Genomic DNA, 19,149 nt, shown 5'->3' with positions numbered 1-19,149 from the left:
GGAAGCCAGGCCTGCGGGTGGCAGCCGAGACGATCCGGTTGCGGCCGCGCGGAATGTGTGGCCCGGTGCCGCTAGGGGGCTGGAACGGGCTCGACGACGAGAGCCACGCGCTCGTCCCCGATGCGCGTCAGCACCAGGGTCGCCTTGTTCCGTCCCTTGCCGGAGCCGGTCAGCAACTGCTTGCGCACGTCCTCCGGGGTGGCCGAGATGCCGCGCTTCTTGATGTCGAGGACGCCGATGCCCTCGGAGCGGACCCAGGTCCTGAGTGCCTTGACGTTGTAGGGCCGTACCGCGAGCACCCGGTACGCCCGGGCGAAGGGGGTGTCCGTGAACGTCGGCGCGCTGATGTAGGCGATCATCGGGTCCAGCAGGTGCCCGCCCAGGTCCGCGGCGAGGTCCGCGACGAGTTCGGCGCGGATGACGGCGCCGTCCGGCTCGTACAGGTAGCCGCCCGGCTCGCCGACGGGAGCGGTCGGGCCGCTGCCGAACTCCGCGTCCGACACCATCTCCGCGGCCCCCCTCGGGCCGAGGACGAGGGCGGCGCGGCGGACGCCCTCGCGGCGGAGCGCATTGAACCACAGCGCCACCTCGGTGACGTCGCCGTCCACGGAGACCCACTGTGCCTCGCAGCCCGACGGGATGGACTCGTGCGGCATGCCCGGGCCCATCTTCACGCCCACCGGCTTCCCGCTGTCGGCGAGTTCCTGGACGAAGGACAGCGGGGGCGAGAACGCCTCGGGGTCGAAGAGGCGGGAGGTGCCCGACGACGTCGTCGTCCTGCGCGCCGGGTCGAGCCAGACGCCGTCGTACTCGGCAGTGTCCACGGCCGAGGCGTCGGCGTTGACCACGCGGGCGTTGGGGAAGGGCAGCAGGTTCATGGTCGCGGCGGCGGCGGTCGTCTCGTCGAGTTCGACGGCGGTGACCTGGCGGTCGAGGGTGGCCAGGGCCATGCTGTCGGCGCCGAGGCCGCACCCGAGGTCGGCCACCGTGACCAGCCCGGCGTCGACGAAGCGCTGCGCGTGGCGGGCGGCGACGGACAGGCGCGTGGCCTGCTCGAGTCCTGCCGACGTGAAGACCATGTGCTCGGCGAAGGGCCCGAACTTGGCGGCCGCCTTCGCCCGCAGGCGCGACTGGGTGAGGGCGGCGGCGACGGCGTCGGGGGAGTGGCCCGCCTTCCGCAGCCGTTCGGTCAGCCGCAGGGTGTCGGCTTCGGAGTAGGGGCCGAGGGAGTTCACCAGCTCCCAGCCTTCGGGGGTCAGGATGTCCGCGATGTTGTCCGAAGCCATGCAGCCAGCCTAGGCGAAGTAGACGCCGATCCTGTTGCCCCGGATGTGTTCCACCTGGATGTCCACGTCGTACACGTCGTGCAGCACCTGCGGCGTCATGATCTCCTCGGGCGTCCCCTGGTGGATGATCGCGCCGTCGCGCATCGCGACGATCGTGTCGGAGTAGCAGGACGCGAAGTTGATGTCGTGGATGACGAGCACCACGGTCTTGCCGAGGTCGTCCACGAGCCGGCGGAGCAGGCGCATCATGTCCACGGAGTGCTTCATGTCCAGGTTGTTCAGCGGCTCGTCGAGCAGGATGTAGTCCGTGTCCTGTGCGAGCACCATGGCGATGAACGCCCGCTGGCGCTGCCCGCCCGAGAGCTCGTCGACGAAGCGGTCCGCGAGGTCGGCGAGGTCGAGATAGTCGAGGGCCCGCTCGATGTGTTCCCGGTCCACCACGGTGGGCCGGCCGTTGTTGTGCGGGAACCGGCCGAACCCCACGAGGTCCCGCACCGAGAGGCGGACCGTGAGCTGGTTCTCCTGGCGCAGGATGGACAGCGTCCTCGCGAGCGCGGGTCCCGGCGTCGTGCTGACGTCCAGCCCGTCCACCTCCACGGTCCCGGCGTCCAGCGGGAGCAGCCGGCTCATCAGGGACAGCAGGGTGGACTTCCCGGCTCCGTTGGGTCCGATGATCGAGGTGACGCCGCCGCGGGGGAGGGTGCAGCTGACGTCGTCGACCACCGTCGCGGTGCCGTAGCGCTTGGTGGCGGAGGTCAGGGTGATCACCGGATGCGACCTTTCAGGAGGAGGGCGAGGAAGACGAGGCCGCCCGTGAACTCGATGACGATGCTGAGCGCCGTGTCGAACTCGAAGACCTGCTCGAGGACGAGCTGGCCGCCGACGAGGGCGATCACGCCGAGCAGGACGGCGAGGGGGAGTACGACGGCGTGCCGGAAGGAGCTGCACAGCTGGTAGGCGAGCGCCGAGACCAGCAGGCCGAAGAAGGTGGCCGGACCCACCAGGGCGGTGGAGACGGCGACGAGCACCGAGCAGATGACGAGGACCACCGTCACGGTGCGCCGGTGGTCGACGCCGAGGCCGACGGCAGTGTCCCGGCCGAGCGCGAGGACATCGAGGCGGTGCCGAAGGCGCCACGCCGGAATGCACAGCCCTCCGACGGCGATCGCGGAGAGGAGCAGCAGGGTCGGGTCGACGCGGTTGAAGCTGGCGAAGAACAGGTCCTGCAGGATGATGTACTCGCTCGGGTCCATCAGGCGCTGGAGCAGTGTCGAGGCGCCCCGGAAGAAGACGCCGAAGACGATGCCGACGAGCAGCAGGAGGTGCAGGCTGCGCCCGCCGCCCGTGAACAGCCACCGGTAGAGCAGCCAGGAGAACGCGACCATCAGCGTGACCTCGACGGCGAAGCGGATCGGTGCGCCGAGCGTCAGGAGCGCCGAGGCGCCGAGGGCGAAGGCCAGCGCGGTCTGGATGAGGATGTAGAGCGCGTCCAGGCCCATGATGGACGGCGTCAGGATCCGGTTGCCGGTCACGGTCTGGAACAGGACGGTGGAGACCCCGACCGCGACGGCGACGAGCACCATCGCCCCGACGCGGTTGAGCCGGCGCGGAAGCACGTACGCGATGTCGCCCTCGAGTCCGACGAGCAGGAACGCCGCGATGAGCGCGACCGCCGTGGCCCCGAGCACCCCAAGCCAGAAGGCGGGCGGGAGCGACCGGATCGGTGTCCGGCCGGATTGCACGACGGCGCTGGGAAGGGCGTTCGTCCTAGCGCGCACCGGCGTTCCTCCGAACGAGCAGGGCGATGAACAGCGCACTGCCGACCACCGAGACGATCACGCCCACCGGCACCTCGTAGGGAAAGCGGATCACGCGGCCGAGGATGTCGCAGGTCAGGACGAAGCCCGCGCCGAACACGGCGATCCAGGGGACCGCCCGGCGCACGTTGTCGCCGATCAGCAGGGAGACGAGATTGGGGACGATCAGCCCGAGGAACGGGATGGAGCCGACCACCACGACGACGACGGCGCTGATGAGGCTGACCAGCACCAGGCCGAGGTTCATGGTGCGCCGGTAGTCCAGTCCCAGGTTGGTGGTGAACTCCTCGCCCATGCCCGCCACGGTGAAGCGGTCGGCGCACACGTAGCCCACGACGGCGAGGGCGGCGACGATCCACAGGAGCTCGTAGCGGCCGCGGATGAGTCCGGAGAAGTCCCCGATCATCCACGTGTTGAGCGTCTGCAGCAGGTCGAAGCGGTAGGCGAAGAACGTGGTCACCGCCGAGATGACGCCGCCGAGCATGATGCCGACGAGGGGCACGATCAGGGTGTTCCGCAGGGGTATCCGCCGCAGCACGGACAGGAACAGCGCGGTCCCGGCCAGCGCGAAGACCGCGGCGATGCCCATCTTGGCCACGATCGGGGCGCCGGGCAGGAGCAGTGTCGCCACGAGGATCCCGGCGGTCGCGGCCTCCACGGTTCCGACGGTCGAGGGCTCGACGAACCGGTTGCGGGCCATGAGCTGCAGGATGAAGCCCGCGATGCTGAGCGCGACGCCCGCGAGCACGACGGCGAGGGTGCGGGGGACCCGGCTCACGAGGAAGGTCTGCCAGACACCGGTGTCGCCCGCGAGCAGGTCGGCGGGGGAGACGTCGGAGACTCCGGTGAAGAGGCTGATGAGGGCAAGCAGCAGCACGGCTCCACCGGCCGGCCAGAGGGCCGGCGATCGGGAACCGCGCTGCTGTGCCGGCCGCTGGGGCCGGAGGGAGAGTGCTGCCATGGGGGCGCCCGCCGCAGGTGCGGCGCAGCGGATCAGGCCGCGACGGCCTCGTTGACGGCCGACACCATGGCGTCGAGGTTGTTCAGGCCGTAGCCGATGAGGTACCAGCTGGCGGAGTCGAGGTAGGTGACGGCGTCGTTCTTCGCGGCGTCCGTCCCGTTGACGAGTTCGTTGTCCAGGACGGCGGAGGCGGCGGCTCCGGCCTCGCCGACGGCGGCGTCACGGTCGATGACGAAGAGGTGGGCGGGGTTGATCTCGGCGATGTACTCGAAGGAGACGGCCTCGCCGTGCGTGCCCTCGGTCTTCACCTCGGCGGCAGGTTCGACGCCGAGGACATCGTGGATGAGGCCGAAGCGGGACCCGGCGCCGTACGCCGTGACCTCGCCTGCGCTGGTCATGAGGATCAGGCCGTTCCCGGCGGACGCCGCGGCCTCCTTCGTCTCGCTGATCCGGGTATCGAGGGCCGCCAGGCGCTCCGCCACCTCGTCCTCGGCGCCGAAGATCCGGCCGAGGGACTCGGTGTGCGCGGTGAAGCTCGCGATCGGCTCGGCGGCATCGACGGTCAGGTCGATGGTCGGCGCGATCTCCGAGAGTTCGTCGTAGGAATCGGCGACGCGGCTCGAGATGATGATCAGGTCCGGGTCGGCCGCCGCGATCGCTTCGAAGTCGGGTTCCTTCATGGCCCCGATGTTGGTGATGTCGCCGCCCTCGTAGGCCGACAGCTGGGCGGGCAGGGTTCCCTGCGGGACGCCGTCGACGTCGACGCCCAGGGCGTCCAGGGTGTCGAGTGCGCCGAGGTCGAAGGTGAAGACGGTCTCGGGGTTCGCCGGCACCTCCGTGGTGCCCTGCGCGTGGTCGATCGCGACGGTCGACGTCGTCGCGGGCGCATCCGCTGCTTCGGAGGAACCACCGCAGGCGGTCAGGGCCAGGGTGGCCGCAGCGGCTGCGGAAAGGACGGCGAAGCGCAGGTGTGCCATGGGGTGAACTCCGGGAAGGGAAGGGCCGGCAGGCCGGGGATCGGAAGTAAGGAATGCCTTACCTTCTCGAATCTAGAGCGTGGCTCGGGAATTACGCAAACGAAGCATCACCTATTGGCTGTGGCGTCGGTCACAGGGCGGGGCGGGAAGCGCGGCAGCTGGCACTCGCCTTGACCGAGTGCTAGCCGTTGCATACAGTCGGAGTTGGCACTCACTCCATGTGGGTGCTAATCCCGAGGGAAGCGTTCGCCGGCACCGCGACGACGGTTCACGCCCAGCCCGAGGGCCTTCATTCCATTGGTAACGAACGCAAAGGAGAGCCCGAGTGTCGGTCTCTATTAAGCCCCTTGAGGATCGCATTGTTGTCCGCCCCCTCGAAGCCGAGCAGACCACTGCTTCCGGCCTCGTCATCCCGGACACGGCCAAGGAGAAGCCCCAGGAGGGTGAAGTCGTAGCCGTCGGACCGGGTCGCGTCGACGACAACGGCAACCGCGTCCCCGTCGACGTCGCCGAGGGCGACATCGTCATCTACTCGAAGTACGGCGGAACCGAAGTCAAGCACGGTGGCCAGGAGTACCTGGTGCTCTCCGCCCGCGACGTCCTCGCAGTCGTCGTCAAGTAGTACCCGATTGGAAAAGCCCCGGCCCGCAGTGGCCGGGGTTTTTCTCGCTGCACAAGCCTGAAAGGAACCAACAATGGCAAAGCAGTTGGAATTCAACGACGCCGCCCGCCGTGCCCTCGAGGCCGGCGTGGACAAGCTCGCGAACACCGTCAAGGTGACGCTGGGCCCCCGCGGACGCAACGTCGTGCTCGACAAGAAGTGGGGCGCCCCCACCATTACCAACGACGGCGTGACGATCGCCCGCGAGATCGAGCTCGACGACCCCTACGAGAACCTCGGCGCGCAGCTGGCCAAGGAGGTCGCCACCAAGACCAACGACGTCGCCGGTGACGGAACCACCACCGCGACCGTCCTGGCGCAGGCCCTGGTCAAGGAAGGCCTCCGCAACGTGGCCGCCGGCGCCGCACCGGGTGCGCTCAAGCACGGCATCGAGGTGGCGGTCGAGGCCGTCGCCAAGCGCCTGCTCGAGAACGCCCGCGAGGTCGTCGGTCAGCAGACCGCGAACGTCGCCTCCATCTCCGCCCAGAGCACCGAGGTCGGTGACCTCCTCGCGGAGGCCTTCGAGAAGGTCGGCAAGGATGGTGTGATCACCATCGAGGAGTCCTCCTCCACGCAGACCGAGCTGGTCCTCACGGAGGGCATGCAGTTCGACAAGGGCTACCTCTCGCCGTACTTCGTCACCGACGCGGAGCGCCAGGAAGCCGTCCTCGAGGACGCGCTCATCCTGATCAACTCCGGCAAGATCTCCTCGCTGCAGGAATTCCTGCCGCTGCTCGAGAAGGCCCTGCAGGCCGGCAAGCCGCTGTTCATCATCGCCGAGGACATCGAGGGCGAAGCGCTCTCCACGCTCGTGGTCAACAAGATCCGCGGCACCCTCAACGTCGTCGCCGTCAAGGCTCCGGGCTTCGGCGACCGCCGCAAGGCCATGATGCAGGACATCGCCACCCTCACCGGTGCGCAGGTCGTCTCGCCCGACCTCGGCCTGAAGCTGGACCAGGTAGGCCTCGAGGTGCTCGGTTCCGCTCGCCGGATCACGGTCACCAAGGACGCCACCACGATCGTCGACGGCGCCGGCAGCGAGTCCGACGTCGCCGACCGCGTGTCGCAGATCCGCGCCGAGGTGGAGCGCACCGATTCCGACTGGGACCGTGAGAAGCTCCAGGAGCGCCTCGCGAAGCTCGCGGGCGGCATCGGCGTCATCAAGGTCGGCGCGGCCACCGAGGTCGAGCTCAAGGAGAAGAAGCACCGCATCGAGGACGCCGTGTCGTCGACGCGCGCAGCCCTCGAAGAGGGCATCGTTGCCGGTGGCGGTTCGGCCCTGGTCCACGCCGGCAAGGCGCTGGACGCCGATGCCGACGTCCTGGCACTCGAGGGGGATGCGGCCACCGCCGTGGGCCTCGTGCGCCGCGCGCTGGCCCAGCCGCTGCGCTGGATCGCCGAGAACGCCGGCCACGAAGGCTACGTCGTCGTCGCGAAGGTCTCCGACCTCGAGGACGGCTACGGCTTCAACGCTGCGTCCGGCGAGTACGAGAACCTCGTGGATGCCGGCATCATCGACCCCGTGAAGGTGACGCGCTCGGCCCTGCGCAACGCTGCCTCCATCGCGGCGCTGGTGCTCACCACGGAAACCCTCGTGGTCGAGAAGCCCGAGGAGTCCGACGACGAGGGCCACGGCCACTCGCACTAGGACGCCCGGGCCCCGGCCCGACCTGTCACCCAGCAGCACCCCGGTTCCTCCGAGCCGGGGTGCTGCTGTGTATCCGGGCCCTGGACGCAACGGCCCTGATACGACGGCCCGGGAGACGACGACGCCCCGGCACTCTCGCGAGTGCCGGGGCGTCGGGTCGGTGCTCGGTCAGGCGTCGACGACGATCGCCGTGACGACCGGCTGGCGGTTGTAGTACCGGCGCATCCAGTTGGCCGTTGCCCGCTCGATGATGTCCTCCGGATCCTGGCGGCGCCCGCCCTGACGGTTGGACGCGGAATCGCGGAGTGCCTTCTCCACGGCCGCGCCGGCCTTGTCGAGGTCCCCGTCGGAGCAGGAGAAGCCCTTGGTGAAGAACTCGGGGGCCTCGACCATGTCACCGTTGTCCGGGTCGATGATCGCGAGGACGGTGACGACGCCCTCCTCCGCCAGGCGGCGGCGCTCCACGAGGTCCTCCTCGGTGATGCCGCCGACGCTGTCGCCGTCCACGAACACGAGCCCGGCCTCCACCTTGCCCGAGATCGTGGCACGGCCACGCACGAGGTCGACGGTCACGCCGTCCTGCGCGATGACGACATTGCGGGGATCGACACCGGTCGCTACCGCGATCGCAGAGTTGGCCCGCAGGTGGCGCCACTCGCCGTGCACCGGCATGACGTTGCGCGGCTTGACGATGTTGTAGCAGTACGCGAGCTCACCGGCGCTGGCGTGGCCGGAGACGTGCACCTTGGCGTTGCCCTTGTGGACCACGTTGGCGCCGATCTCCGTCAGGGCGTTGATGATGCTGTAGATGGCGTTCTCGTTGCCCGGGATGAGCGAGCTGGCCAGCAGCACGGTGTCACCCTCGCTGATGCGGATGGCGTGGTCGTTGTTGGCCATGCGCGACAGGGCGGCCATGGGCTCACCCTGCGAGCCGGTGCAGATCAGGACCACCTTGTGGTCGTCGCTGCGCTCGAGCTTCTTGAAGTCCACGAGCAGGCCCTGCGGGATCTTGAGGTAGCCGAGGTCCGCGGCGATGGTCATGTTGCGCACCATCGAGCGGCCCACGAAGGCCACCTTGCGGCGGTGGCGTTCGGCGGTGTCGATGATCTGCTGGATACGGTGGATGTGGCTCGCGAAGCTGGAGACGATGATCCTGCGCGGCGCCGAGCGGAACGCTGCCTCGATCGCCGGAGCCAGGTCCTTCTCGGAGGTCGTGAAACCGGGGACGTCGGCGTTCGTGGAGTCCGTGAGGAACAGGTCCACGCCCTCGGCGCCGAGGCGCGCGAAGGCGCCGAGGTCCGTGATGCGGCGGTCCAGGGGGAACTGGTCCATCTTGAAGTCGCCGGTGTGGAGCACCGTCCCGGCCGCGGTGCGGATGGCGACGGCGAGGCTGTCCGGGATGGAGTGGTTCACGGCGACGAACTCGAGGTCGAACCCGCCCAGGGTGCGGCGGTCGCCCTCCTTGACCTGGATGGTCTTCGGGGTGATGCGGTGTTCCTGGAGCTTGGCCTCGATGAAGGCGAGCGTCAGCTTCGAACCGACCAGGGGGATGTCCGCGCGTTCCTTGAGGAGGTAGGGAACGGCGCCGATGTGGTCCTCGTGTCCGTGCGTGAGCACCACGGCGACGACGTCGTGGAGCCGGTCGCGGATATAGGAGAAATCGGGGAGGATGACATTGACGCCCGGCTGGTGTTCCTCGGGGAACAGGACACCGCAGTCGACGATCAGCAGCTTGCCCTCGAACTCGAAGACGGTCATGTTTCTGCCAATCTCACCGATGCCACCGAGAGCGACGATCCGCATGGCTCCCTTGGCCAGTTCCCGTGGTGCTTTCAGTGCGGCAGGTCTTTTATTCACAGATTAGGTTTCTCTCGTTGGGTGAGGGAGACGGGGCAGAGGCCGTCAGACGTTCGTCGTCGCGGCCGGCAGACCGGCGGCTCCATTCAGGTGGTCCCCGGCGTTCCCGGGGAGATACTCCTTCTAGGGTACGTGCTACGCGGGCGACCGGCGGATCGGTCCTCGAGGGCTCCCGACGCGACGGCAGGTTCCCGAACGGTAAACTGGAGGTTTGCGTCCGCCCATCTTCCAGGCCTCCGAGGAGGAACAGCGTGGCTTCCGCCCTGCAGACCCCGCCCTCTGCGGCCGCCCGGAATCGTCCGGACGGCTCGGCTGAGCGCCGGTTCCGGCCCGAGGTCCAGGGACTGCGCGCGCTGGCCGTCAGCATGGTCGTGGTCTACCACGTGTGGCTCGGGCGGGTGTCCGGCGGCGTGGACGTGTTCCTGCTCGTCTCGGCCTTCCTCCTCACCGTCACGTTCACGCGGCGCCTCGAGTCCGGGCAGCCACTCGCCCTTGCCGCGTACTGGCTGGGCCTGCTCAGGCGCCTGCTACCCGCCGCCGTCGTCGTCCTGCTGTCCGTCCTCGCGGCCACCGCCGTCTTCATCCCCAGTTCGCGCTGGCGGTCCGTCTTCGATCAGACCTGGGCGTCGCTAACCTACCGGCAGAACTGGCAGCTCGCGGGTGACGCCGTGGACTACTACGCCCTCAACCACAGCGCGGCGAGCCCGCTGCAGCACTTCTGGTCGCTCTCCATCCAGGGGCAGGTGTTCCTGCTCTGGCCGCTCCTGTTCGCGGTGTGCGCCGTCGTCGTCGCCGGCACCCGCCTGCGTCCCCGGTCCGTGCTGATCGCCCTGTTCGGCGCCGTCTTCGTGCTGTCGCTTGTGTTCTCCGTCCGGCAGACCGGAGCGGACCAGGCCGCGGCCTACTTCGACACCCGCGCCCGGCTCTGGGAGTTCGCGCTCGGTTCGCTGGTGGCACTGGTGCTGCCCCGCCTCGTCCTTCCCGTGCGGGTGAGGGTGGTGCTGGGCTGGGCCGGCGTGGCCATGATGCTGGCCTGCGGCGTCCTCCTGCAGGTGCAGCAGCAGTTCCCCGGCTACATCGCGCTCTGGCCGACCCTCGCGGCCGCCGCCGTCATCGCAGCCGGCCGGACGGACAGCCCCGCCGGCGTCGATCGGTGGCTCTCCTCGCGGCCCGTTCTCCGGCTCGGAAGTGTGTCCTATGCGCTGTACCTGTGGCACTGGCCCATCCTCGTGATCTGGCTCATCGTCGCGGACGAACAGGAGGCGGGACTGCTCGACGGCGGCCTCGTCATCGCGGCCTCGCTCGTGCTGGCCGTGCTCACCACGCGCTTCGTCGAAGAGCCGGTGCGCTCATGGGCGTGGCCGTCCGGACGGCGCAGGCGCACCGGCCTCGTGGCCGCGCTGGCCCTCGGCCTCGTGGCCGTGCCCCTCTCGGGCTGGGAGTACCGCGTCCAGGCGCAGGAGGCGGCGGTGGAGCAGCAGACGCGGGCAGACAATCCGGGCGCCGCGGCCCTGGCTCCCGGCTTCGAGTTCCGCGGCGCCGAGGACGCTCTGGTGAGGCCCCTGGCCAGCAGCCTCGGCGCGGAGTGGGCGGCCGTCGACGGGCCGTGCGCGCCGATGCCGGCCGACCCGCTGCTGTCCTCGTGCGTCCAGACAGGGGATGCGGCGACCGCGGAACGGATCGTCCTGGTGCTCGGCGACTCCCACTCGCAGATGTGGATGACAGCCGTCGGTGCGATGGCCGCCTCGAACAACTGGCTCGCCGTGTCGGTGCACAAGCCCAACTGCAGGTTCGTCGACTCGCCGGCGACGGTGGACCCCGAATGCCACGCCTTCAATGAGGCCGCCCGGCACTACGCGCTCGGCCTCGCTCCGGACGCGGTACTCACCGTCGGCACGCGCACGGACTGGAGTTCGCCGGCGGAGGAGGTCCCGGCCGGCTTCGAGGAGGGGATCGCGCCCCTTCTCGCAGCCGGTATCCCCGTCGTGGGCCTCCGGGACACGCCCCGGTTCGAGGAGGACATGGCGGAGTGCACGGCACGTCATGCCGCCGACCCGTCCGCCTGCGACGTCCCCATCTCGGAGGTGCTGGCGCCGTCGTCGCCCCTCACGGCTGTCGCGCACCGCCTGCCCGGGCTCGGACACCTGGACATGACGGACCTCGTCTGCGCCGAGGCCACCTGTGCCGGGGTGGTCGGGAACGTCCGCGTCTACATGGACCGCGATCACCTCAGCAAGACCTACGTCGAGACCATGATCCCGGCCTTCGAGGAACGGTTCCGGTCCGTGCTCGGCTGGTGACGTGAGCACTGTCACCGGAATAGGGCGCCCCGGTGATCCGTTCTAGACTGTCAGAGCCCGCCGGCGCATCCAGCCGAAGGCCCATACCCCCACCCGGTGATACCGAAAGAGGCGCAGCAGTGAGCCAGCAGTCCGGCCAGAACGAAACCCACGACCCCTTCGGATTCATCGGCCTGACGTACGACGACGTCCTCCTGCTTCCCGGCCATACCGACGTCATCCCCTCGGAGGCCGACACGTCGTCGCGGATCTCCAAGCGCATCACGGTGAAGACACCGCTGCTCTCCTCGGCCATGGATACCGTGACCGAGTCCCGCATGGCCGTGGCGATGGCCCGCCAGGGCGGCCTGGGCGTCATCCACCGCAACCTGTCCATCTCCGACCAGGCGGATCAGGTGGACCGGGTGAAGCGCAGCGAGTCGGGCATGATCACCAACCCGCTGACCATCGGTCCGGATGCGACCCTGCAGGAACTCGACGAGCTCTGCGGCCACTACCGCGTCTCCGGCCTGCCCGTCGTCGACGCCACCGGGCACCTCCTCGGCATCGTCACCAACCGCGACACGCGCTTCGTCCTCGAGCGGGACTTCCCGCGCATCCTCGTCAAGGACGTCATGACGAAGATGCCCCTCGTCACCGGGCGCGTGGGCATCAGCGGCGACGACGCCATCAACCTCCTCGCCACGAACAAGATCGAGAAGCTCCCCCTCGTCGACGACGAGGGGGTGCTGCGCGGCCTCATCACCGTCAAGGACTTCACGAAGGCGGAGCAGTACCCGCTGTCCACGAAGGACGACGACGGACGCCTCCGCGTCGGCGCGGCCATCGGCTTCTTCGGTGACGGCTGGGAGCGCGCCATGGCGCTCGTCGATGCGGGCGTGGACGCCCTCTTCGTCGACACCGCCAACGGGCACAGCGCGGGCGTGCTCGAGATGATCGCCCGCCTGAAGGCCGAGAAGTCCGTTGCGCACGTCGACATCATCGGAGGCCAGGCCGCCACCCGCGAGGGAGCGCAGGCCCTGATCGACGCCGGCGCCGACGGCATCAAGGTCGGCGTGGGCCCGGGATCCATCTGCACCACCCGCGTGGTCGCAGGGGTCGGCGTCCCGCAGGTCACCGCGATCTACGAGTCCGCGAAGGCAGCCATCCCCGCCGGCGTCCCCGTCATCGCCGACGGCGGCCTGCAGTACTCCGGCGACATCGGCAAGGCCCTCGTGGCCGGCGCCGACACCGTGATGCTCGGCTCGCTCCTGGCGGGTTCCGCCGAGGCACCCGGCGAGCTGATCTTCGTCAACGGCAAGCAGTTCAAGACCTACCGCGGCATGGGCTCGCTCGGCGCGATGCAGACCCGCGGCAAGAACACGTCCTACTCCAAGGACCGCTACTTCCAGGCGGACGTCTCCGGTGACGACAAGCTGATCCCCGAGGGCATCGAGGGCCGCGTCGCGTACCGAGGACCCCTCGCGTCCGTGGCGTACCAGCTCGTGGGAGGCCTGCGGCAGACCATGTTCTACACCGGCGCACGGACCATCCCCGAGCTGAAGGCCAAGGGCAAGTTCGTCCGCATCACGGCTGCGGGCCTCAAGGAATCCCACCCGCACGACATCCAGATGACGGTCGAGGCACCCAACTACGGCTCCAAGTAACGCACCCGCGTTTCCTCAGCCCCTCCCTCCGGGAGGGGCTGATGCCGTATGAGCGGGCTGCCGCAGCCCGAGGTCACCGCCCGCCGCAAGCTCCGGCTCGGCCCCTACGCCCGCGCCGTCGGCCAGGTGCTGGTGGTCAGTGCCAAGGCCTCACCCGGCGCGGTCGCGATGAAGGTGGCCGGGTCGCTCATCTCGGCCGTCCTCCCGCTGGTCACCACCTATTTCGCCTCCCTGACGACGACGGCGCTCGCCGCCGCGTACGCGGGTGATCCCGACGCCGGGCGCTCCGCCATCACCTACGTGGTCGTCACGGCCGTCCTCGGACTGCTCTGGGGTTCCTTCACCAGCGTCGACCGCTACATCCAGCAGGTCCTGAGCTTCCGGGTCGGCGCCATCGTGGGCGACCGCATGTACGAGCGTTTCCTGGCCCTGGAGTTCTGGCGGTACGACGACAAGGAGACGGTGGACCTCTACGACCGGGCCCGCCGCTTCTCCGACTCCTACGCGAGGGTCCTCGACCGCATCGCGGCGATCTTCACGCAGCTCGTCTCGGTGGTCCTCGCGATCGGCGCGCTGCTCCTCGTCAGCTGGTGGATCGCCCTGATCGTCCTGGTCGCGATCATCCCCAGCGTCTACCTGCAGTTCCGCCTGTCGCGGGAGCAGATGGCGCACTGGAACACCCAGGTGGACTCCCGGCGGCAGCGGCGCATGATCGAGACGAACCTGATGAAGCCGCAGCACATCGCCGAGATGCGCCTCTACGGGATCGTCCGCTACCTGATGGACCTGCGCTCCACGCTGCGGGACGCCGACGAGAAGCGGCGGCTGGACTTCCAGAAGCGCTACATCCCGAAGCAGCTCCTCGCGGACGCGGTGCAGTACGGCGCCGAACTGCTGGCACTCGTCTGGATCGTCGGGCAGATCATCGCGCGGGCCCAGCCCGTGGGCCAGTTCCTCTACGTACAGCAGATCGTCAGCCGGGCACTCAGCACCGCGAACAACCTCGTGTCCTCACTGAGCTCGATCGACGAGGACCTCGCGAACCTCAAGGACTACGAGCAGTTCATGGACTTCCCGCTGTCCACGGCGGCCCCCGGCCGACTGGAGGCGCCGCCGTCCGCCGTCGAACTCCGCGGCATCTCCTTCACCTACGCGGGGAGCGAGGCGGAGGTGCTCAAGGGCATCTCCATGTCCTTCGAGCGCGGCACGCACATCGCGATCGTGGGGGAGAACGGCGCGGGGAAGTCCACGCTCATCCGGGTGCTGGCAGGGCTGTACCAGCCGAGCAGGGGGGAGGTGCTGCTCGACGGCCGGAACCTGCAGGAGGTCGGTATCGACGACTGGCACCAGCACCTGGCCGTCATGTCCCAGGACTTCCTGCGGTACGAGTTCGCGACGGCGGCGAACAACATCTACTTCGGGGATGTCCACCGTCCGCGCGACGACGACCGCGTGCGCCGGGCGGCGGAGGACGCCGAGGCGGCGGAGTTCATCGGGAAGATGCCGGGCGGCTTCGACAGCTACGTCAGCAACTGGATGGAGGACCCGCGCGGGCGGAAAGGCAGCGGACTGTCGGGCGGGCAGTGGCAGCGCCTCGCCATGGCGCGGAACTTCTACCGGGACGCGCCCTTCATCGTGATGGACGAGCCGACGTCGGCCATCGACGCGCTGGCCGAGCACCGGATCTTCACGCGCCTGTTCGCGGACCGCTCACGGACGATCATCGCGATCAGCCACCGCCTCGCGACGATCGAGAAGGCGGACATCGTGTACATGCTCGAGGACGGCCGCGTGGTGGAATCCGGCACGCACCGCGAACTCGTGGCCCTGCGGGGCAGGTACTACCGCATGTTCGAGAGCCAGCTGCCGGACGCCTGACCGCCGAAGCCTTCCGGGGTCAAGGGGTGAGGGCTTCGACGATGCCCGCTGCTGCTCCGGTGCGGGTATTGCGGTAGCCGGTGCCGGCCCAGAGGTGCAGTCCCTGGAGGTCGTGGGAAGCCGCTGCCGCGGCGCGGAGCGGCGCGGTCATGTGGTGGATCTGCGGGTAGGCGGGTCCGCTGCCGGGATGGTCATCCATGAACCGGTTCCGCAGCCCGCGCGCGGGCCTGCCCGTGAAGGCCCTGGTGACCTTCGTTTCGGTGAACGCCGGGTCCTGGAGCGCTGACCGGTGGGCAGGGTTCGTGCCGGCTTCGTCCGCCAGGAGGAGTGCAGTGCCGAGCTGGACGGCGGCGACTCCGGTGTCGAGGATCGCGCGGACCTGCTCCCGGGTGCTGATGCCGCCTCCTGCGATGAGCGGCAGTTCGACCGCCCTCCTGATCGCTCGGATCACCTCAGGAAGGGGTTCGGTGCCGGGGTCCGCGGCGGGGTCGAAGGTAGCCCGGTGGCCGCCGGCGTCGGGCCCCTGCACGATGAGGATGCGGGCGCCGCGTTCCGCCGCCATGCGCGCTTCAGCCGGGGACGTGACCGTGACGGCGGTCAGAACGCCCACCTGGGCGAGCTCGTGCAGCACCTCCGTGTCCGGGCAGCCGAACGTGAATGACACCACATCGGGTCTCAGATCCCGGATGACGTCGAGCTTGCCGCTCCAGAAGTCGTCGTCCCATCGGGGAGGGCCCACGTGCGTGCCGTACCGGTCGGCGTCATGCTGCAATTCCTGCCGGTAGGCCTCGAGCTCGTCCTCATCGACCTCGTTGGCCGAGACGACGAAGAGGTTCACCCCGATCGGGCCCTGGGTGAGCGCCCTCGTGGCGGTGATCTGAGCCCAGAGCTGCTGAGGGGTCTTGTATCCGCCGGCGAGGAACCCCATGCCGCCCGTGTTCGTGACCGCAGCGACCAGGTCCGGTGTGGACGGTCCTCCTGCCATCGGCGCACCGATGATCGGTCGGCTGATCGGAAACGGCAGCGGTACGGGATCGAACATGGTCACGGAGACTGCCTGCGGGAGGTCAGGTCCGTGCCCGGGGCCTCGCAGCGGGAGGAGCTGAACGGGTGACCCCCGCGCGGGAACGGAATCGTACTGTCGAATGGAACACGGTCCACGGGCCCTCCGACCAACGCAGTGTCAGTGCACGTAGTCGGCAGGCTATCACCGCTTATCCCGGGTGAGCCATTCGGCCTTGGCGCGATCGGTGCGCGGGCCGGTTCCCGCGCATCATGCCCCTGGCTCTTGCCTGTTGCACATCTGAGGCGAGCCGGCGGCTTTTGTTGCTCCTCGACCCGCCCGCGTACTCGGCAGGGCCGCGGCGTGGACCGGCGCGTGCTGGTCAGTTCGGGACTGGACGACAGGAAGACGTCCAATGGCTACCTGCAGCGGGCCCAGGACCTCATGGCCGAAGCGGTCGGGGCGGACCGGACGTTCTTCTCGACCTGCGGCAGGTCACTGTCGGTGAAGGCGGCGATCCTCGCTGTCACCCACGGCGAGGGCGAGATCCTGATCGGCCGGGATTCCCAAAATACGTGGTCTCGGGACTGGTCCTGGGCGGCCTGCAGCCTCGGTGAATCCGGCCGAGCTGGGACAACGACCTCGAACTCGCCCACCCGAACCGGGCCCCTCGTGGTGGATCCTACGGGACCTGCCGGTAAGGATCCGCGGTGGACATGGCTCCAGCGCTCACGTGAGATCATGGCGGTAGCCGATGCTTCCATCCTTGCCGCGTAGCACCAACGCACCCGCCCGGCAGTGCATCGGGTTCATCGGTCTTCCAGGCGAGGCTCCATCGATGAGGGTCCCTGAATGCGGGTGGCGGGGTGTCCGCACCGGCCGACCACGAGGCGCTGAGGCCCGAACCACGCCGATGCGTCCAGGGCTGACTGGCTCCTGGAAGAGGTTGTGAGTTCCGGGTCGACGCCCAGGTTTCGACCGGACATGTAGATCAGAAGGAGATCGGTCGTGAAGAAGTTTTCCTGGCGGGCAGGGGTTGTGGCCGCAGTGGTCGTCCCGGTACTGGCTCTGAGCGCCTGCTCGGCACAGGGCGGACGGGATCCGGACGGCGGCAAGGCGGATCGCGGCGGGCAGGTGGCGAACACTCCGGAGATCAAGGTCGCGATGATCACCCATGCCGGTCCTGGCGATACCTTCTGGGACATCGTGCGCAAGGGGGCCGAGGAGGCTGCCGCGAAGGACAACGTCGACCTGCTGTACACCTCGGACCCCGAAGGCGGGCGGCAGGCCCAGCTGGTCCAGCAGGCTGTCGATCAGGGGGTCGACGGAATAGTCGTCACCCTGGCAAAGCCCGATGCGCTGAAGGATGCGCTGAAGAGGGCCTCTGACGCCGGCATCCCGATCGTCAGCATCAACTCCGGGGCAGACGTGTCCGCGGAATTGGGAGCCTTCACCCACTTCGGTTCGGATGAGGCCCTCGCCGGCGCGGCAGTGGGCGCCGAACTGGCGGCAGAAGGTAGCAGCCACCCGATCTGCGTGATCCACGAGCAGGGCAACGTGGCTCAGGAGGCCCGCTGCGCGGGTGTGAAGTCGAAGGTTCCCGGGAGTGAGATCGTCTATGTCACGGGAACGGACATGACCCAGGTCTCCTCGACGGTGACCGCAAAGCTGCAGGCCGCCTCGGATGTCGATGCCATCATCGGGCTGGGGGCACCCTTCACCCACACGATCCTCACGGCCGTGGAATCGCTGGACCTGCAGGACGAGGTGAAGGTCGCTTCCTTCGACCTGAACGGGGAGCTGGTTCAGAGCATCATCGACGGCAAGGTCCTGTTCACCGTCGACCAGCAGCCGTGGCTGCAGGGCTACGGTTCCGTGGATGCGCTCTGGGAGGCCAGCCGCGGCGGCTTCCAGATCGGCGGCGGGCAGCCCGTCCTGACCGGACCGGCGATCGTCGACGCATCCAACGCCGAATCGGTGCTCCAGTTCGCCAAGGACGGCATCCGCTGAGGACGCGTCAGGACGCCGGGGACCTCGCATCGTCCCTGGCAGCAGCCCGATGAGGAGAATCACATGGCAACACTCGTAGAAGTCCCCACGCTGGATGAACGCGTCGGCAGGCGCAGCGTCGTACAGAACCTGCTGGGCCGTCCGGAAGTCGGCGCCCTGGTGGGCGCCATCGTCCTGTTCATCTTCTTCTCGGCCGCAGCCCCTGTCTTCCTGCAGCCGAACTCCTTCGCCACGGTGCTCTACGGCTCCTCAACCTTCGGCATCATGGCGGTGGCCGTGTCACTGCTGATGATCGGCGGGGAGTTCGATCTTTCCGCCGGTGTCGCCGTGATCAGTTCGGCCCTGACCGCATCCCTGTTCAGCTGGTATTTCTCCCTGAACCTCTGGGTGGGCGTCGGCGTGGCCCTGATCGTTTCCCTGCTGATCGGTTTCGTCAACGGTTGGATCCTGATGAAGACGAAGCTGCCGAGTTTCATCGTCACCCTGGCCACCTTCCTCATGCTGACAGGGCTGAATCTGGCGCTGACCCGGCTGATCGGCGGCAGCGTGGCGACGCCGTCGATCGCCTCGATGGATGGTTTCGAATCAGCTCGGGCTGTCTTCGCCAGCAGCTTCACCATCGGCGGCATGGACCTGAAAAGCCCGATCCTCATCTGGATCGTCCTCGTGGTGATTGCGTCCTGGCTGCTGCTGCGCACGAGAATCGGCAACTGGATCTTCGCCGTGGGCGGAGACGCGAATGCGGCTCGTGCCGTGGGCGTACCCGTCAGGGCCACCAAGATCGGGCTCTTCATGGGCGTAGGTTTCTGCGGCTGGCTGCTCGGCATGCACAACCTCTTCGCCTTCGACGCCGTCCAGTCCGGTGAGGGTATCGGCAATGAATTCCTGTACATCATTGCGGCGGTCATCGGCGGTTGCCTGCTCACAGGCGGCTACGGCTCGGCGATCGGAGGGGCCATCGGTGCCTTCATCTTCGGCATGGCCAACAAAGGAATCGTCTACGCAGAGTGGAACCCGGATTGGTTCAAGTTCTTCCTGGGCCTGATGCTGCTGCTGGCCACCATCGTGAACCTGATCGTCAAACGCCGTGCGGAACGAACATAGG

Annotated in this window: 15 protein-coding genes; 8 read left to right on the top strand and 7 right to left on the bottom strand. The window is 68.5% G+C overall.

The window, feature by feature from the left end:
- Nucleotides 1-71 precede the first annotated feature (71 nt).
- From ACX80I_RS03460 to ACX80I_RS03440, 5 genes are read right to left on the bottom strand one after another with little or no spacing between them, the layout of a single operon-like run.
- The gene (locus ACX80I_RS03460; RefSeq protein WP_459343755.1) at nucleotides 72-1,286 is read right to left on the bottom strand and encodes a THUMP-like domain-containing protein; all 1,215 of its coding nucleotides are present in this window, start codon (nucleotides 1,284-1,286) and stop codon (nucleotides 72-74) included.
- A gap of 9 nt (nucleotides 1,287-1,295) precedes the next feature.
- Complete coding sequence (locus ACX80I_RS03455) at nucleotides 1,296-2,054, bottom strand: iron ABC transporter ATP-binding protein (RefSeq protein WP_459343754.1); 759 nt, start codon at nucleotides 2,052-2,054, stop codon at nucleotides 1,296-1,298.
- Nucleotides 2,051-3,064, bottom strand: coding sequence for an iron chelate uptake ABC transporter family permease subunit (locus tag ACX80I_RS03450; protein ID WP_459343753.1), 1,014 nt, complete (start codon nucleotides 3,062-3,064; stop codon nucleotides 2,051-2,053). The genes ACX80I_RS03455 and ACX80I_RS03450 overlap by 4 nt, the downstream gene beginning before the upstream one ends.
- The gene (locus ACX80I_RS03445) at nucleotides 3,054-4,064 is read right to left on the bottom strand and encodes an ABC transporter permease (protein ID WP_459343752.1); all 1,011 of its coding nucleotides are present in this window, start codon (nucleotides 4,062-4,064) and stop codon (nucleotides 3,054-3,056) included. The genes ACX80I_RS03450 and ACX80I_RS03445 overlap by 11 nt, the downstream gene beginning before the upstream one ends.
- A 32-nt stretch (nucleotides 4,065-4,096) precedes the next feature.
- A complete protein-coding gene (locus ACX80I_RS03440) occupies nucleotides 4,097-5,041 on the bottom strand; it encodes a siderophore ABC transporter substrate-binding protein (RefSeq protein WP_459343751.1) in 945 nt (314 codons plus the stop codon).
- Between the two features lie 325 nt (nucleotides 5,042-5,366).
- Between ACX80I_RS03440 and groES the strand changes: the two genes are divergently transcribed.
- Entirely contained in the window at nucleotides 5,367-5,663 is a 297-nt protein-coding gene (gene groES / locus ACX80I_RS03435) for a co-chaperone GroES (protein ID WP_055768411.1), read from the top strand.
- 73 nt (nucleotides 5,664-5,736) lie between these two features.
- Nucleotides 5,737-7,350, top strand: a complete 1,614-nt coding sequence (groL, locus tag ACX80I_RS03430; protein ID WP_459343750.1) for a chaperonin GroEL — start codon at nucleotides 5,737-5,739, stop codon at nucleotides 7,348-7,350.
- A gap of 168 nt (nucleotides 7,351-7,518) precedes the next feature.
- Here the strand turns inward: groL and ACX80I_RS03425 are convergent, their stop codons facing one another.
- Nucleotides 7,519-9,153, bottom strand: a complete 1,635-nt coding sequence (locus ACX80I_RS03425; protein WP_459343908.1) for a ribonuclease J — start codon at nucleotides 9,151-9,153, stop codon at nucleotides 7,519-7,521.
- A gap of 305 nt (nucleotides 9,154-9,458) precedes the next feature.
- Between ACX80I_RS03425 and ACX80I_RS03420 the strand changes: the two genes are divergently transcribed.
- The 3 genes from ACX80I_RS03420 (at nucleotide 9,459) to ACX80I_RS03410 (ending at nucleotide 15,031) form a co-directional block, all read left to right on the top strand.
- A complete protein-coding gene (locus ACX80I_RS03420) occupies nucleotides 9,459-11,507 on the top strand; it encodes an acyltransferase family protein (RefSeq protein WP_459343749.1) in 2,049 nt (682 codons plus the stop codon).
- A 119-nt stretch (nucleotides 11,508-11,626) separates the two neighbouring features.
- Nucleotides 11,627-13,153 carry an IMP dehydrogenase gene (guaB, locus tag ACX80I_RS03415; protein WP_301226392.1) on the top strand — a complete coding sequence of 509 codons (1,527 nt, stop codon included), beginning with the start codon at nucleotides 11,627-11,629 and terminating at the stop codon, nucleotides 13,151-13,153.
- Nucleotides 13,154-13,201: 48 nt separating this feature from the next.
- Nucleotides 13,202-15,031, top strand: a complete 1,830-nt coding sequence (locus ACX80I_RS03410) for an ABC transporter ATP-binding protein (protein ID WP_459343748.1) — start codon at nucleotides 13,202-13,204, stop codon at nucleotides 15,029-15,031.
- A gap of 19 nt (nucleotides 15,032-15,050) precedes the next feature.
- Here ACX80I_RS03410 and ACX80I_RS03405 read toward each other — a convergent pair whose 3' ends face one another.
- Nucleotides 15,051-16,073 (bottom strand): nitronate monooxygenase, encoded by a 1,023-nt coding sequence (locus tag ACX80I_RS03405; protein WP_459343907.1) that lies wholly within the window; start codon nucleotides 16,071-16,073, stop codon nucleotides 15,051-15,053.
- 336 nt (nucleotides 16,074-16,409) lie between these two features.
- Between ACX80I_RS03405 and ACX80I_RS03400 the strand changes: the two genes are divergently transcribed.
- From ACX80I_RS03400 to ACX80I_RS03390, 3 genes are all read left to right on the top strand, one after another.
- Complete coding sequence (locus tag ACX80I_RS03400) at nucleotides 16,410-16,811, top strand: hypothetical protein (protein WP_459343747.1); 402 nt, start codon at nucleotides 16,410-16,412, stop codon at nucleotides 16,809-16,811.
- A 231-nt stretch (nucleotides 16,812-17,042) separates the two neighbouring features.
- Nucleotides 17,043-18,044, top strand: a complete 1,002-nt coding sequence (locus ACX80I_RS03395) for a substrate-binding domain-containing protein (protein WP_459343746.1) — start codon at nucleotides 17,043-17,045, stop codon at nucleotides 18,042-18,044.
- 63 nt (nucleotides 18,045-18,107) lie between these two features.
- On the top strand, nucleotides 18,108-19,148 hold the full coding sequence (locus ACX80I_RS03390) for an ABC transporter permease (RefSeq protein WP_459343745.1): 1,041 nt from the start codon (nucleotides 18,108-18,110) through the stop codon (nucleotides 19,146-19,148).
- Nucleotide 19,149: the final 1 nt, after the last annotated feature.

The sequence above is a fragment of the Arthrobacter rhamnosi genome (assembly GCF_054510855.1).
This window is presented reverse-complemented; position numbering and strand designations above follow the sequence as displayed.